Here is a 15,153-nt window from a genome sequence, read left to right as displayed (position 1 = left end):
TGGAAAGGAATTGAACCATGCGCCATCGTAAAAGTGGTCGTCACCTGAGCCGCACCAGCGCGCACCGCAAGGCTATGTTCCAGAACATGGCTGTGTCGCTGTTCGAACACGAACTGATCAAAACCACCCTGCCCAAGGCCAAGGAACTGCGTCGCGTTGCCGAGCCGCTGATCACCCTGGCCAAGGAAGACAGCGTCGCCAACCGTCGTCTGGCTTTCGACCGTACCCGTTCGAAGGCTGCCGTAGGCAAGCTGTTCAACGAGCTGGGCAAGCGCTACGCCAACCGTCCGGGCGGCTACCTGCGCATCCTCAAGTGCGGTTTCCGCGCTGGCGACAACGCCCCCATGGCGTACGTCGAGCTGGTTGATCGTGCTGTCGGCGGCGAAGCGGTCGAAGCTGCTGAGTAAGGCGAACGCCACTCATGAAAAACCGGGCTCAGGCCCGGTTTTTTATTGCCCGCTGGAAATGTATCTCGTTCCCTTCGGCCCAGGATCCGCGCGTCTTGCAAGGCACTCTCGCGCCGGCGGGACTATCCTCGAATTGATGCGGGTCATGGTCGTCGAGGACCAAATTCTCTTCAATTATTCACCGGACTCATGGAGCTGACTGATGCAAGGCCATGCTGAAGTAATCGACTACCTCAATACCCTGCTGACCGGCGAGCTGGCCGCGCGCGACCAGTACTTCATCCACTCGCGCATGTACGAGGACTGGGGCTTCGCCAAGCTCTACGAGCGCCTCAACCACGAGATGGAAGAGGAAACCCAGCACGCCGACGCCCTGATCCGCCGCATCCTGTTGCTGGAGGGCACGCCGCGCATGCGTCCCGACGATATCCACCCGGGCCGTACCGTGCCGGAAATGCTCGAAGCCGACCTCAAGCTGGAGCGCCAGGTGCGTGCTGCCCTGGCCAAGGGCATCGCGCTGTGCGAACAGCACAAGGACTTCGTCAGCCGCGACATGCTCAAGGTCCAGTTGGCCGACACCGAGGAAGACCACGCCTACTGGCTGGAGCAGCAACTCGGGCTGATCGCCAAGATGGGCCTGGAGAACTACCTGCAGTCGCAGATATGAGGTTTCGTCTGCAATGAAAGAAGCCCCTCGCGCCTATCGGTCGCAGGGGCTTTTTTGTTTCCACCAGGCGCGCCAGGGGGAGGATTCCGGTGCTGTATTTCCGTTGTTCGGGAGGCTATCGCGCACGGTTCTGCTAAGAGACAAAAACTATCGTGCCGTTGCTTTTCATAAATTGGTCCCCCCAGCGGAGCGGTACTAGTCTTAATCCACCGTCGGCAGCTGTCGACCAGACCGACCCGATGAGGACAAAGGAGAAAGCAATGTCGAATGAATCGAAATGCCCGTTCCATTATGTTGCTGGTGGCGGTACTACCAACGAGGACTGGTGGCCGAATCAACTGAAGTTGGACCTACTGAACCAGCATTCGGAAAGATCCAACCCGTTGGGTGAGAAGTTCAACTACCGCGACGAGTTCAAGAAACTCGACTACTCGGCCCTGAAGGCCGACCTGAAGCACATGATGACCGACTCCCAGGAATGGTGGCCGGCCGACTGGGGCCACTATGGCGGCCTGATGATCCGCATGGCCTGGCACGCCGCCGGTACCTACCGTATCGCCGATGGCCGCGGCGGCGTGGGCCGCGCCCAACAGCGCTTCGCCCCGCTGAACTCCTGGCCGGACAACGTCAGCCTGGACAAGGCGCGGCGCCTGCTGTGGCCGATCAAGCAGAAATACGGCCAGAAGATCTCCTGGGGCGACCTGATGGTGCTCGCCGGCAACGTGGCCCTGGAAAGCATGGGGTTCCGTACCTTCGGCTTCGGCGCCGGCCGCGAAGACGTATGGGAGCCGGACAACGACGTCAACTGGGGCGACGAGAAGACCTGGCTCGTCCACCGCGACCCCGAGGCCCTGGCCAAGAACCCCCTGGCGGCCACCGAGATGGGCCTGATCTATGTGAACCCCGAAGGCCCCAATGCCAGCGGCGACCCGTTGTCGGCCGCGCCCGCCATCCGTGCGACCTTCGGCAATATGGCGATGAACGACGAAGAGATCGTCGCCCTGATCGCCGGTGGCCACACCCTCGGCAAGACCCACGGTGCCGGCTCGGCGGACCACGTCGGCGCTCCCCCGGAAGACGCTCCCCTCGAGCAGCAGGGCCTGGGCTGGGCCAGCAGCTATGGCTCCGGCGTCGGCGCCGACGCCATCACCTCCGGCATCGAGGTGGTATGGACGCAAACGCCCACCCAGTGGAGCAACTTCTTCTTCGAGAACCTGTTCAAGTACGAATGGGAACAGACCCGCTCGCCCGCCGGGGCCATCCAGTGGGTCGCCAAGGATGCGCCGGAGATCATTCCTGATCCCTTCGATCCGTCGAAGAAGCGCAAGCCCACCATGCTCACCACCGACCTGACGCTGCGCTTCGATCCGGAATTCGGGAAAATCTCCAAGCGCTTCCTCGATGACCCGCAGGCCTTCGCCGATGCGTTCGCCCGCGCCTGGTTCAAGCTGACCCACCGCGACATGGGGCCGAAGGCCCGCTACCTCGGCCCGGAAGTGCCGAAGGAAGACCTGATCTGGCAGGACCCGCTGCCGCCGGCCACGCACAACCCGAGCGCCGCGGACATCGCCGACCTGAAGGCGAAGATCGCCGAGTCCGGCCTGTCGATCGCCGAGCTGGTGTCCACCGCCTGGGCCTCGGCCTCCACCTTCCGCGGTGGCGACAAGCGCGGCGGTGCCAATGGCGCGCGCATTCGCCTGGCGCCGCAGAAGGATTGGGAGGTCAACAATCCGCAGCAGCTCGCCAAGGTATTGGCCAAGCTCGACGAGATCCAGCGGTTCTCCGGCAAGGCCTCGCTGGCCGACGTGATCGTGCTGGCCGGTAACGTGGGTGTCGAGCAGGCCGCCAAGGCTGCCGGCGTGAACATCGAGGTGCCCTTCGCTCCGGGCCGCGCGGATGCCCGCCAGGACCAGACCGACGTCGAGTCCTTCGAGGTGCTCGAACCCATCGCCGATGGCTTCCGCAACTACAAGAGCGCCAATCCCGGCGCGTCCACCGAGGCACTGCTGGTCGACAAGGCCCAGTTGCTGACCCTGACCGCTCCGGAAATGACCGTGCTCGTCGGCGGCCTGCGCATGCTGGGGGCCAACTACGACGGTAGCGCCCATGGCGTGTTCACCGACCGGCCCGGCGTGCTCAGCAACGACTTCTTCGTCAACCTGCTGGACATGGGGACCGTCTGGGCGCCGGTGGACGGCTCCGCGGAGGTCTTCGAGGGCCGGGCCCGCAAGGGCGGCGAGCTGAAGTGGACCGCTACCCGTGCCGACCTGATCTTTGGTTCGCACTCGGTGCTGCGTGCGCTGGCCGAGGTCTACGCCAGCAGCGATGCCAAGGAGAAGTTCGTGAAGGACTTCGTCGCCGCCTGGACCAAGGTGATGAACCTGGACCGCTTCGATCTGGCCTGATGTTCTTGGGCTGGGAAGAAAAGGCGCCGCTTTGGCGGTAGCAGTGGCCACTTGAAAGAAAATGCCGTTTCCCTTTTACGGGGAAGCGGCATTTTCATGTGGGTTGCCGGCTGCTTCGAGGTGCTTTTCGTAGGATGGGTTGAGCTTGCGAAACCCATGCGGCCATCGGTGATGGGTATCGCTTCGCTCAACGCCATCCTACGAAAAGCTACGCTCGCTCCTACGCCGCCCAGGCTATGACATTGCCATGTGGACTCACTGGCCCCCCGGACGCCCGGGGGCACGGACAGCCCCTTTCAGCAGTCAGGCCCGATCGCGCTCCAGCAGTGGCTTGAGGAAGCGCCCGGTGTGCGACGCTTCCATCTCCGCCACCTGCTCCGGCGTGCCGCTGGCGATGATCTGGCCGCCCTTGGAGCCGCCCTCGGGGCCGAGGTCGACCAGCCAGTCGGCGGTCTTGATCACGTCCAGGTTGTGCTCGATCACCACCACCGTGTTGCCGTGGTCGCGCAGGCGGTGCAGCACGTCGAGCAGTTGCTGGATGTCCGCGAAGTGCAGGCCGGTGGTCGGTTCGTCGAGGATGTACAGGGTCTTGCCGGTGTCGCGCTTGGATAGCTCGCGGGACAGCTTCACCCGCTGCGCCTCGCCGCCGGACAGGGTGGTCGCGCTCTGCCCCAGCTTGATGTACGACAGGCCCACGTCGATCAGCGTCTGCAGCTTGCGGGCGATGGCCGGCACGGCGTCGAAGAACGCGCGGGCGTCCTCGATGGTCATGTCCAGCACCTCGGTGATGCTCTTGCCCTTGTAGCGGATCTCCAGCGTCTCGCGGTTGTAGCGCTTGCCCTTGCAGACGTCGCAGGGCACGTAGATATCCGGCAGGAAGTGCATCTCTACCTTGATCACGCCGTCGCCCTGGCAGGCCTCGCAGCGGCCGCCCTTGACGTTGAACGAGAAGCGCCCCGGGCCGTAGCCGCGCGAGCGGGCTTCCGGCACGCCGGCGAACAGTTCGCGGATCGGGGTGAACAGGCCGGTGTAGGTCGCCGGGTTGGAGCGCGGCGTGCGGCCGATCGGGCTCTGGTCGATGTCCACCACCTTGTCCAGGTGCTGCAGGCCGTCGAAGGAGTCGTAGGGCGCGACCTCCAGGCTGGTGGCGCCGTTCAGCGCGGTGGCGGTGATCGGGAACAGGGTGTTGTTGATCAGCGTCGACTTGCCCGAGCCGGACACGCCGGTGACGCAGGTGAACAGGCCGACCGGGAGTTCCAGGTTGACGTTGCGCAGGTTGTTGCCGCGCGCGCCCTTGAGCTTGAGCAACTGCTTCTTGTTGCGCGGCGTGCGCTGCGCCGGCACCACGATCTTCTGGCGGCCGGAGAGGTACTTGCCGGTCACCGAGTCCGGATGGCTCATGACCTGCTCGGGCGTGCCTTCGGCGACGATCTGCCCGCCATGCACGCCGGCGCCGGGGCCGATGTCGACCACGTAGTCGGCGAGGCGGATGGCGTCCTCGTCGTGCTCCACCACTATCACCGTGTTGCCCAGGTTGCGCAGGTGGGTGAGGGTGGCCAGCAGGCGTTCGTTGTCGCGCTGGTGCAGGCCGATGGAGGGCTCGTCGAGGATGTACATCACCCCCACCAGGCCCGCGCCGATCTGGCTGGCCAGGCGGATGCGCTGGGCCTCGCCGCCGGACAGGGTGTCGGCGCTGCGGTCGAGGGTCAGGTAGTCGAGGCCGACGTTGACCAGGAACTGCAGGCGCTCGCGGATTTCCTTGAGGATCTTCGCCGCGATCTCGCCGCGGCGGCCGGTCAGGGTCAGGCCGGCGGCGTATTCGCTGGCCTCGCCCACCGGCATCGCGGTGACCGCCGGCAGCGTCTTGTCGCCCACCCACACGTGGCGCGCCTCGCGGCGCAGGCGGGTGCCGTGGCAGTCCGGGCAGGGCTGGGTGCTGAGGAACTTGGCCAGCTCCTCGCGCACGGTCATGGACTCGGTCTCGCGGTAGCGGCGCTCCAGGTTCGGCAGGATGCCCTCGAAGGGGTGCGCGCGCTTGACGATGTCGCCGCGGTCGTTGAGGTAGCGGAACTCGACGTTCTCGCGCCCCGAGCCGCCGAGGATGAACTTCTGGTGCTCGGGCGAGAGTTCCTGGAAGGGCACCTCCAGGCTGAAGCCGAAATGCGCGGCCAGCGAGCCGAGCATCTGGAAGTAATAGACGTTGCGCCTGTCCCAGCCGCGGATGGCGCCCTCGGCCAGGGTCAGCTCGCCGTTGACCACCCGGCGCGCGTCGAAGAACTGCTTCACGCCCAGGCCGTCGCAGGTGGGGCAGGCGCCGGCGGGGTTGTTGAAGGAGAACAGCTTGGGTTCCAGCTCGCTGATGGAGTGGCCGCACACCGGGCAGGCGAAGCGCGCGGAGAAGATCATCTCCTCGCCTTCTTCGCCCTGCTTTTTGTCGTCTTCGTCGGGAAGGGGTGCTACCAGGGCGATGCCGTCGGCCAGGTTGATGGCCGTCTCGAAGGATTCCGCCAGGCGCTGCTGCAGGTCGCCGCGGACCTTGAAGCGGTCCACCACCACGTCGATGGAGTGCTTCTGCTTCTTGTCCAGCTTGGGCAGTTCGTCCAGCTCGTAGAGCTTGCCGTCGACCCGCGCGCGGACGAAGCCCTGGGCACGCATCTCGTCGAACACCGCCAGGTGCTCGCCCTTGCGCTCGCGGATCACCGGGGCCAGCAGCATCAGCCGGCGGCCCTCGGGCAGCGCCAGCACCTGGTCGACCATCTGGCTGACGGTCTGCGCCTCCAGCGGGATGTCGTGGTCCGGGCAGCGCGGGATGCCGACGCGGGCGTAGAGCAGGCGCAGGTAGTCGTAGATCTCGGTGATGGTGCCCACGGTGGAGCGCGGGTTGTGCGAGGTGGACTTCTGCTCGATGGAAATCGCCGGCGACAGGCCCTCGATGGTGTCGACGTCGGGTTTTTCCATCATCGAGAGGAACTGCCGGGCATAGGCCGACAGGGATTCCACGTAGCGGCGCTGGCCTTCGGCGTAGAGCGTGTCGAAGGCCAGGGACGACTTGCCGGAGCCGGACAGGCCGGTGATCACGATCAGCTTGTCGCGTGGCAGGGTCAGGTCGATGTTCTTCAGGTTGTGGGTACGTGCCCCACGGATGAGGATCTTGTCCACAGCGGCCTCGCATGGCGGGCGAAAACCGCTGAGTATACGTTTCCCTGGCAGTACGCGGCAAAGTGGCGCGTCTGTGCCTCCGGGCGGCTGGGCTGCTAGAATGCCCGGCTATTTTTCGGCGTCGGCGGCAGCCGGCCATCCGGGAACGGATGGGCACGCCATTGCGGGGGCAAGAAGCACAGCCCGCTCCAGTCATTCCCCTGAGGGACTTATGCACGACACCCACACTGAGCGCATGAGTGGCACCGAAACCCGCGCGGCCGTCGGCCTTTCCCTGGTCTTCGCGTTCCGCATGCTCGGCATGTTCATGGTCCTGCCGGTGCTGGCCACCTATGGCCAGGACCTGGCCGGCGCAACCCCGGCGCTGATCGGCCTGGCCATCGGCGCCTACGGCCTGACCCAGGCCATCCTGCAGATTCCCCTGGGCACCCTGTCCGACCGCATCGGCCGCCGGCCGATCATCGTCGTCGGCCTGCTGGTGTTCGCCCTCGGCGCGGCCGTGGCGGCCAACGCCGACAGCATCTGGGGCGTGATCGCCGGGCGGGTGATCCAGGGCGCCGGGGCGATCTCCGCGGCGGTGATGGCGATGCTCTCGGACCTGACCCGCGAGCAGCACCGCACCAAGGCCATGGCCACCATCGGCATGAGCATCGGCGTGTCCTTCGCCGTGGCCATGGTCGCCGGCCCCGTGCTGACGCACCTGTTCGGCCTGCACGGGCTGTTCTGGTTCACCGCCGGCATGGCCCTGGTCGGCCTGCTGATGATCCTGTTCTTCGTGCCGACCCCGGACCACCGCCTGCAGCACCGCGAGTCCAGCGTCGCCGGCCAGGCGCTGCTGCCGACCCTGAAGAACGCCGAGCTGCTGCGCCTGGACGCCGGCATCCTGGTGCTGCACGCGATCCTCATGGCCAGCTTCGTGGCCTTGCCGCTGGCCCTGGTGGAGCGCGCCGGGCTGCCCAAGGAAGAACACTGGTGGGTCTACCTGACCGCGCTGCTGGTGGGCTTCTTCGGCATGGTGCCGTTCATCATCTACGCCGAGAAGAAGCGCCAGATGAAGCGCGTGCTGGCCGGCGCGGTGGCCACCCTGATGCTCTGCGAGCTGTTCTTCTGGGAATTCGGATACAGCCTGAAGGAACTGCTGTTCGGCATCGTCGTCTACTTCACCGCGTTCAACCTGCTGGAAGCCTCGCTGCCGTCGCTGGTGAGCAAGGTCTCGCCGGCCGGCGGCAAGGGCACGGCGATGGGCGTGTACTCCACCAGCCAGTTCCTCGGCGCCGCCGTGGGCGGCATCCTCGGCGGCTGGATGTTCCAGCACGGCGGGTTGGACGGGGTGTTCATCGGCTGCGCCGTGCTGGCTGCCATATGGCTGGCGATTGCTGTTACCATGCGCGAACCGCCGTATGTAACGAGCATCCGCCTGCCCCTGTCCGACGAGGTGCTGGGCGATGCCTCGTTGGCCGAGCGTTTCAAGGCATTGCCCGGTGTGAGCGATGTGATGGTGGTCGCCGAAGAGGCCGCCGCTTATGTCAAAGTAGATTCCCAACAAGTGGATCGCACGTCCCTCGAACGCCTGGCAGGCGTCGAGCCGGCGACGTGCTGAAGCCTTTAGGAGAGCGTCATGGCCCGTGGGGTTAACAAAGTCATTCTGGTTGGTAACGTCGGTGGCGATCCGGAAACCCGCTACCTGCCCAACGGCAACGCGGTGACCAACGTCACCCTGGCCACCAGCGAGAGCTGGAAGGACAAGCAGACCGGCCAGCAGCAGGAACGTACCGAATGGCACCGCGTGGTGTTCTTCGGCCGCCTGGCGGAAATCGTCGCCGAGTACGTGCGCAAGGGCTCGCAGATCTACGTCGAAGGCAGCCTGCGCACCCGCAAGTGGCAGGGCCAGGACGGTCAGGACCGCTACACCACCGAGATCGTGGTAGACATCAACGGCAACATGCAACTGCTCGGCGGCCGTCCGGGCGCCGGTGGCGACGACGCCCCGCGCGCGCCGCGCGAACCCCAGCAGCGCCCGCAACAGGCCCCGCGCCCGGCGCCGCAACAACAGGCCGCCCCGGCCCCGCAACCGGCCGCCGACTACGACAGCTTCGACGACGACATTCCGTTCTAAGCGTCGGACAGGTCCGAAAAAGCCCGGCATTCCCTTTGGGGATGCCGGGTTTTTTCATGCCTGCAGAGCCTCGGCTGTCTTGCCGGCCCGGCCCGGCCCGCGATCCGCGCCGGGGCGTCCGGCTATCGCGGACAAGGTCCGCTCCTACGGGGAGGCATACCGTGCCTGCCGGCAACCTGTAGGAGCGGGCCCTGCCCGCGATTTCGCGCGCAGGGCGCGCTCCTACATGGAATGGCATGGGTGGGGCAGCGTAGGAGCGGATCTTATCCGCGAATCGCGCCGGGACGTCCGGCTATCGCGGACAAGGTCCGCTCCTACGAGGAAACTCCATACCTCACAGCAAATTGTAGGAGCGGGCCCTGCCCGCGATTTCGCGCGCAGGGCGCGCTCCTACATGGGAATGGCACGGGTGGGGCGGCGTAGCGGATCTCATCCGCGATCCGCGCCGGATCGTCCGGCTATCGACACCTCGTAGGATGGCGTTGAGCGAAGCGATACCCATCGCCATCGCCGCATGGGTTTCGCAGGCTCAACCCATCCTACGAAAAGCGCCCCGGCGCGGTGGGCACGGCAATTGCCTCGCGTTCCCCACGTTTTTCGCAAAAAACCTTTGCTGACTCGGCTATTTCGTTAGCTGGCTAATTAAGTGATTCTGACTCCGCCTTGATGCAAGTCAAACAACGGAGAAGAACCCATGAGCGTAGTTGTCACTGAGCGCGACGAAGACCATAAATCCCGCGAATTCCGTGCCCTCGGCCGGCGCTGCTGGGACGTGCACCAGCAGGGCCTGCTGGTCGGCGTGTTCTACAGCGAGCAGGAGGCCCACGCCTACCGCGAGAGCCTGGAGCGGGAAGAGGTGCAGCGCCACGCGCAGGACGCGGAGCGGTTCTGAGCGGCCCGCGGGGCCAGGCGCGGGCCTGGCCCCGCCGCCCGGCTCAGAAGTAGTAGCCGATGTTCAGGTTGGTGCGGAAGTACCAGTCGTTGCTGCCCGAGGAGGTGGTCGAGGTCCAGCCCGTGCCGTTCTCCGCGCCGCCCCAGGGGTTGGCGTTGCGCGCCCAGGTGAAGTCCAGCCAGGCCATCACCGGCAGGGCGAAGAACTGGATGCCGGCGGTGTACATCTGCGAGTCGTCCCAGCCGCTCTTTTCCTTCCACAGCCGGCTGTAGTCGTTGTACAGCTTCACCTTCTTCACCGGCCCCAGCCAGGGCGTGGCGACGTCGTAGCCGACGTTGAGCCCGCCGATGCTGCCCTTGGCCGCCACCAGGAAGACCGGAGTCAGGCCGTTGCCGCCCATGAGCACGGAATCGTCGCTGACGCCGCCGGGGTTCTTCGGGTCGTATTCGTAGCGGATCGCCTGGCTCGAGATCGTCCAGGGGCCGTTCTTGAACACCCCGTGGGCGCCGGCCGCCCAGAAGCTGCCGTTGTCGTCGGTGGTGGCGTTGTACAGCCGCGAGGCGGCCTGGAAGTCCCAGTCGCTGTCCTTGTAGCCGTACTTCAGGCCGGTGCCGGTATTCACGCCGAAGCCGAGGAAGAACGGGATGTGGTAGCTCCAGCCGAACTGCGGATAGGGCAGCAGGCCGAAGGGCCTGGCTGGCGCGCCCACCTGCAGGTCGGAACGCTCGTCGAAGCGGTAGCCGAGGTAGGCCCGGTCCACCGCGCGCTTGTTGCGGTCCTGGAACCAGTAGCCGGCGTCGAGGTTGAACTGCCGGTAGCGGCCCTGCACGTCCAGGCGGAAGGTGTCGAACAGCCAGCGCGCCGGGCGGTTGATGCTGCTGCCTATCAGTGCGCCACCAAGGGCGCGCGGCGGGAAGGAGAGGGGGACTTTGTAGGAGCGAGCTTGCTCGCGAACGGGCCCCGCTGCGGAGGCGGTTCGCGAGCAAGCTCGCTCCTACGAGGGAATGGCGCCCTCACCCCAGCCCTTTCCCGCGCGTCCGGTCCAGGGGAGGGAATGCGGTGGGTGCGGAAGAGAGCTGGGGTGAAGGGCCGCCCGCTGTGCGGGCGGCGTGGGTTCAGAACTGGTAGTTGAGCGTGGCGGTGATGTTGCGTTTCTCGCCGAAGTAGCAGTAGTCGAGGTTGTAGCAGGAGGCCACGTAGTCCTTGTCCAGCAGGTTGTTGGCGTTGAGGCTGACGTCCAGGCCCTTCATGCCGAGCTTGCCAAGGTCGTAGCCGATGCGCGCGTCGACCAGGGTGTAGTCGGGCACGCGCAGGGTGTTTTCCTTGTCCGCCCAGGTTTCGCCGACGTAGCGGGCGCCGCCGCCGATGCTCAGGCCGTCCAGGGGGCCTGCGTCGAAGGCGTAGTCGGCCCACACCGAGGCCATGTGCTTGGGCGCCTGGTTCGGGGTGTGGCCCTGGTTGCCGTCCAGCGCCTTGCTGTAGGTGATATCGGTGTAGGTGTAGCTGCCCAGCAGCTTGAGGTTCTTGGTCGCCTGGATGTGCGCTTCCAGTTCCAGGCCCTGGGAGCGGATCTCGCCGACTGAGGTGTAGAAGTTGTCCTGCGGCTCCTTGGTGGCCACGTTTTCCTGGGTGATGTGGAACAGCGAGGCGGTGTACAGGCTGGCGCTGCCCGGCGGCTGGTACTTCAGGCCAAGCTCCCACTGCTTGCCTTCGGTGGGTTCCAGCGGGGTGCCGTTCTGGTCGGAGTAGGCGTTGGGGTTGAACGACTCGGAGTAGCTGACGTAGGGCGCTATGCCGTTGTCGAACAGGTAGAGCACGCCGGCGCGGCCGGTGAATTTCTTCCAGTCGTCGTCGGCCTTGCTGCCGCTGCTGCGGTTCTTGTCTTCCACCGTCACCCAGTCCTGGCGCATGCCCAGGGAGAAGCGCCAGTTGTCCAGGTCGATCAGGTCCTGGGCGTAGACGCCGGTCTGTTCCAGGCGGCGGGTGTGGTTGTCATCGGGGTAGTAGCTGATGGCGGCGTTGCCGTAGACCGGGTCGAAGGCGTCGATGGGCGCCACCGAGCCGGAGGACCAGTCCACCGAGGTGTGCCGGCGCTGGTAGTCCAGGCCCATCAGCAGGGTGTGCTGCGCCGCGCCGGTGGCGAATTCGGCCTGGGCCATGTTGTCGATGATGTAGGCCTCCAGGCGCTCGCGGGCGCCGGAGAAGTAGCGCGTCAGCTCGTTGCTGTCCGGGGCGGTCCAGCCGTAGCCGTAGACCTGCGCCAGGCTCACGTCGGACTCCAGGTAGCGGAAGTTCTGCCGCGCCGACCAGACGTCGTCGATGCGGTGCTCCAGCTGGTAGCCGAACATGCGCTGGGTGCGGTCGAAGTCGTCGATGCTCGGTTCGCCGTCGAAGAAGTCGCGGTCGATCTTGCGGCCGTTGTGGTGGTACAGCGCGCCGTCGGCCGGCACGCCGCTGTGGTAGCCGCCGTTGGGGTCGTGCTGCAGGTAGCCCTGGAGGGTCAGGGTGGTGTCGTCGCTGAAGTCGATGGCCAGGCTCGGGGCGATGGCGTAGCGCTCTTCCTTGGTGTGGTCGAACTGGGTGTCGGCGCCCTTGCCCAGGCCGACCACGCGGTAGGCGATGCGTTTCTCCTCGTCCAGCGGGCCGCTGAAGTCGAAGCCCAGCTCGCGCTGCTGCATGTTGCCGACGCTGGCGGTGACCTGGTGGTAGTCCTCGTACAGCGGCTTCTTGCTGGTCAGCGCCACCAGGCCGCCGGGCAGGCTGCGGCCGTAGAGCACCGAGGACGGGCCCTTGAGCACGTCGATGCGTTCGAGGAAGTACGGGTCGACCTGCATCGAGCTGAAGGTGCCGCTGTCGCCCATGGCCTTGAGGCCGTCCAGGTAGATGTTGTCCACGCTGTTGTCGGCGAAGCCGCGCATGACGATGTAGTCGTAGCGGTTGGAGGCGCCGACCTGGCCGGTGAAGATGCCGGGGGTGTAGCGGATCGCCTGCTGCACGGTCTTCGAGCCCTGGTCCTGGATCTGCTCGCGGGTCACCACCGAGACGCTCTGGCTGGTTTCCAGCAGGGCCTTGGAGGTCTTGGTGGCGATCTGGCTGTGGGTGGCCAGGTAGCCGTCCTCGCTGCCCAGCGCGTTGCCCAGGGCAAACACGCTGGTGGCCGGCATGGCCAGGGCGTCCTGGGGCGCGACGCTGCGCAGCACGTAGCTGCCGTCGCCCTGGTCTTCGGCCTGCAGCGGGGTGTCGGCGAGCAGGCGGGCCAGGCCCTGGTCTACCGAGTAGGTGCCGTTGAGCCCTTCGGACTGCAGCCCGGCGGTCTGCTGCGGGGTGGCCGAGAGGGTGATGCCGGCCTCGCGGGCGAAGCTGTTGAGCACCTCTCCCAGGGGCCCGGCGGGGATGGCGTAGGCGCGGCTGCGGGTGATGTTGGCGGCGTCGGCGGCCCAGGCCGTCAGGGGCAGGGCGCTGCCCAGGGCGGCGCACAGCAGGGCGCCGCGCACGGCGATGGAGAGGCGGCTGGCGGGGGAGTTCGGGGCGGGTGATCGGGCCGGGACTGCACGCATGGAGAGGTATCCGTCAGGGCGGGAAATGGGAGGGTTTATCTCCATGCCGGGCCAGTGGGGAAAACCCGACAAAAATAATTCTCATCCGCGAAAAAATGGTACCCAGGCGGCTCTTCGTAGGCGCGAGCTTGCTCGCGAATGGAGTTTCCAGGTGGCTTAGATGTTTTGGTTTGACTCCGTCCCCTCTCCCCAGCCCTCTCCCTGAAGGGAGAGGGGGCTAGTCCGTGCCGAGAGGAGGAATGGTTTCAGCCGGAAACCTTCGGTGCTGCCGGCTAACGCCAGAACACCCAGCCCTGCCCAACGGTCCCCTCTCCCTTCAGGGAGAGGGTTAGGGAGAGGGCGCTCTCATGCCTGGCACCGGCATGACCGGGAAACTCCATTCGCGAGCAAGCTCGCTCCTACAGGTACAGGGGAGTCCGGTTCAGGCGCGGGCCTCGACGGTCACCCACCAATCGCTGCGACGCATGACGCGTACCGGCAGGGTGCGCGGCAGCAGGTCGAGCAGTTTGTCGGTGTCGTCCAGGCGGAACACGCCGGACAGGCGCAGGTCGGCCACCATCGGGTCGCAGCCGAGGTGGCCGTGGCGGTAGCGGGCGACCTCGGCGAGGAAGTCGGCCAGGCGCATGTCGCGGCTGACGATCAGGCCTTCGGCCCAGGCGCTGCTGTCCATGCCGCTGGCGGCCAGCGGAGTGGTGCCGTTGGCGTCGACCAGATAGCGCTGGCCGGCCTCGGCCACCGTGCTGGTCTGGCCGAGGCGGCGCGGGGCGATGGCCACGGCGCCCTGCTGCACGCTGAGCAGGGTGTCGCTCGCGTTCTGGCGCAGCACGAAGCGGGTGCCCAGGGCTTCGAACAGGCCGTCGCGGTTGCGCACGCGCAGCGGCCGGGCGGGGTCCCTGGCGGTGCTGACGAGGATTTCGCCGCGCTGCAGGACCAGCAGGCGCTGCTGCGGAGCGAAGAAGACGTCGACGGCGGTGTCGGTGTTCAGTTGCAGTTTGCTGCCGTCGGCCAGGACGAAGCGCTTGCGTTCGCCGATGCCGCTGGCGTAGTCGGCGCTCCAGCGCTGCCAGGGGCCGAGGTCGCGGCTCAGCCACAGCGCGGAGCCGCCCAGGGCGACCACCGAGAGCAGCTTCAGGGCCTGGCGCCGTTGCAGGCGCTGGCTGCCTTTCTCCAGGGTTTCCAGGGCCACGCGGCTGCCCGGCACGCTCTGCAGGCCGCTGCGCAACTCCTGGTTCAGCGACTGTACGCGTTGCCAGGCCAGTTCGTGCTCGGCGCGCTGGGCGCGCCAGCGGGCGCAGGCTTCCTGCGCGGCCGGGTCGGCGCCGCCGGACAGGCGCAGCATCCACTGGATGGCCTGCTTGACCACCCGGGCGTCGGGTTGCAGTTCGGCGCTGGCGTTCATTCGGCGTAGCGCGCCTGGTAGCAGTGGAACAGCGCCTCGGCCACGTAGCGTTCCACCGAGCGCACGGAAACCCCGAGCCGTTCGGCCACCTGCGCGTGGGGCAGGCCCTCGCACTGGGCCAGGAGGAAGGCGCTGCGCACCTTGGGCTTCAGGCCGTCGAGCAGGCGGGCGATGCCTTCCAGCAGCTCCAGGAGCATTTCGCGGGTTTCCGCCGAGGGCGTTTCCGCCTCCGGCAGGTGGGCGATGGACTCCAGGTAGGCGCGCTCCAGTTCCTCGCGGCGCCAGTGGTCGATCACCAGGCCGCGGGCGATGGTGCGTAGGAAGGCGCGCGGGGTGCGCAGCTCCAGCAGCTCCTGCTTGAGCAGCACGCGCAGGAAGGTGTCCTGGGCCAGGTCGGCGGCATCCGCGGCGTTGCCCAGGCGGCTGCGCAGCCAACCGTGCAGCCAGCCGTGGTGGTCGCTGTACAGCTGGTCGATGTCGAGGGTGGAGGAGGCCATGGGCGCCGGGAAAGATGAAGAATGATAATTCGTCGCATTTTCATCAACGCACTG

Annotated in this window: 10 protein-coding genes and 1 pseudogene; 6 read left to right on the top strand and 5 right to left on the bottom strand. The window is 66.5% G+C overall.

Annotation, left to right across the window (positions count from 1 at the left end; all coding sequences use genetic code 11):
• Positions 1–17 precede the first annotated feature (17 nt).
• From rplQ to katG, 3 genes are all read left to right on the top strand, one after another.
• The gene (gene rplQ, locus PM1_RS26825; protein ID WP_009617183.1) at positions 18–407 is read left to right on the top strand and encodes a 50S ribosomal protein L17; all 390 of its coding nucleotides are present in this window, start codon (positions 18–20) and stop codon (positions 405–407) included.
• A gap of 202 nt (positions 408–609) precedes the next feature.
• The gene (bfr, locus tag PM1_RS26820) at positions 610–1,074 is read left to right on the top strand and encodes a bacterioferritin (RefSeq protein ID WP_009617184.1); all 465 of its coding nucleotides are present in this window, start codon (positions 610–612) and stop codon (positions 1,072–1,074) included.
• 260 nt (positions 1,075–1,334) lie between these two features.
• Positions 1,335–3,479: a catalase/peroxidase HPI gene (gene katG, locus PM1_RS26815; protein WP_009617185.1), complete on the top strand. Its 2,145-nt coding sequence runs from the start codon at positions 1,335–1,337 to the stop codon at positions 3,477–3,479.
• A gap of 303 nt (positions 3,480–3,782) precedes the next feature.
• On the opposite strand, the gene uvrA is transcribed toward katG, so the two are convergent.
• Positions 3,783–6,638: an excinuclease ABC subunit UvrA gene (gene uvrA, locus PM1_RS26810; protein WP_009617186.1), complete on the bottom strand. Its 2,856-nt coding sequence runs from the start codon at positions 6,636–6,638 to the stop codon at positions 3,783–3,785.
• 211 nt (positions 6,639–6,849) lie between these two features.
• Here uvrA and PM1_RS26805 point away from each other — a divergent pair, with 211 nt between their 5' ends.
• The 3 genes from PM1_RS26805 to PM1_RS26795 all read left to right on the top strand — a co-directional run bounded on the left by PM1_RS26805 (position 6,850) and on the right by PM1_RS26795 (position 9,646).
• Complete coding sequence (locus PM1_RS26805; protein WP_009617187.1) at positions 6,850–8,238, top strand: MFS transporter; 1,389 nt, start codon at positions 6,850–6,852, stop codon at positions 8,236–8,238.
• 18 nt (positions 8,239–8,256) lie between these two features.
• Positions 8,257–8,754 (top strand): single-stranded DNA-binding protein, encoded by a 498-nt coding sequence (ssb, locus tag PM1_RS26800; RefSeq protein WP_009617188.1) that lies wholly within the window; start codon positions 8,257–8,259, stop codon positions 8,752–8,754.
• A 694-nt stretch (positions 8,755–9,448) separates the two neighbouring features.
• Positions 9,449–9,646: a hypothetical protein gene (locus PM1_RS26795; RefSeq protein WP_009617189.1), complete on the top strand. Its 198-nt coding sequence runs from the start codon at positions 9,449–9,451 to the stop codon at positions 9,644–9,646.
• A 43-nt stretch (positions 9,647–9,689) separates the two neighbouring features.
• Here PM1_RS26795 and PM1_RS26790 read toward each other — a convergent pair.
• From PM1_RS26790 to PM1_RS26775, 4 genes and pseudogenes are all read right to left on the bottom strand, one after another.
• A pseudogene (locus PM1_RS26790) lies at positions 9,690–10,505 on the bottom strand (hypothetical protein); the annotation flags it as partial.
• Positions 10,506–10,761: 256 nt separating this feature from the next.
• Positions 10,762–13,203 (bottom strand): TonB-dependent siderophore receptor, encoded by a 2,442-nt coding sequence (locus PM1_RS26785; protein WP_009617193.1) that lies wholly within the window; start codon positions 13,201–13,203, stop codon positions 10,762–10,764.
• A 421-nt stretch (positions 13,204–13,624) separates the two neighbouring features.
• Positions 13,625–14,602 (bottom strand): FecR domain-containing protein, encoded by a 978-nt coding sequence (locus PM1_RS26780; RefSeq protein WP_009617194.1) that lies wholly within the window; start codon positions 14,600–14,602, stop codon positions 13,625–13,627.
• Positions 14,599–15,099: a sigma-70 family RNA polymerase sigma factor gene (locus PM1_RS26775; protein WP_009617195.1), complete on the bottom strand. Its 501-nt coding sequence runs from the start codon at positions 15,097–15,099 to the stop codon at positions 14,599–14,601. Before PM1_RS26775 ends, PM1_RS26780 begins: the two co-directional genes overlap by 4 nt.
• Positions 15,100–15,153: the final 54 nt, after the last annotated feature.

Origin of the sequence: Pseudomonas sp. M1 (assembly GCF_022760135.1) — a bacterium.
In the GTDB taxonomy this organism is placed as follows: Bacteria; Pseudomonadota; Gammaproteobacteria; order Pseudomonadales; family Pseudomonadaceae; genus Pseudomonas; species Pseudomonas citronellolis.
The sequence above is the reverse complement of the archived record's forward strand: the minus strand, read 5'-3'. Positions and strand labels throughout refer to the sequence as shown.

What these genes read in the sequence shown, in the direction of transcription:
- PM1_RS26780 (WP_009617194.1), bottom strand. Translation starts at nt 14,602, where the DNA reads ATGAACGCCAGCGCCGAACTGCAACCCGACGCCCGGGTGGTCAAGCAG.
- rplQ (WP_009617183.1), top strand. Translation starts at nt 18, where the DNA reads ATGCGCCATCGTAAAAGTGGTCGTCACCTGAGCCGCACCAGCGCGCAC.
- PM1_RS26785 (WP_009617193.1), bottom strand. Translation starts at nt 13,203, where the DNA reads ATGCGTGCAGTCCCGGCCCGATCACCCGCCCCGAACTCCCCCGCCAGC.
- PM1_RS26795 (WP_009617189.1), top strand. Translation starts at nt 9,449, where the DNA reads ATGAGCGTAGTTGTCACTGAGCGCGACGAAGACCATAAATCCCGCGAA.
- bfr (WP_009617184.1), top strand. Translation starts at nt 610, where the DNA reads ATGCAAGGCCATGCTGAAGTAATCGACTACCTCAATACCCTGCTGACC.
- ssb (WP_009617188.1), top strand. Translation starts at nt 8,257, where the DNA reads ATGGCCCGTGGGGTTAACAAAGTCATTCTGGTTGGTAACGTCGGTGGC.
- katG (WP_009617185.1), top strand. Translation starts at nt 1,335, where the DNA reads ATGTCGAATGAATCGAAATGCCCGTTCCATTATGTTGCTGGTGGCGGT.
- PM1_RS26775 (WP_009617195.1), bottom strand. Translation starts at nt 15,099, where the DNA reads ATGGCCTCCTCCACCCTCGACATCGACCAGCTGTACAGCGACCACCAC.
- PM1_RS26805 (WP_009617187.1), top strand. Translation starts at nt 6,850, where the DNA reads ATGCACGACACCCACACTGAGCGCATGAGTGGCACCGAAACCCGCGCG.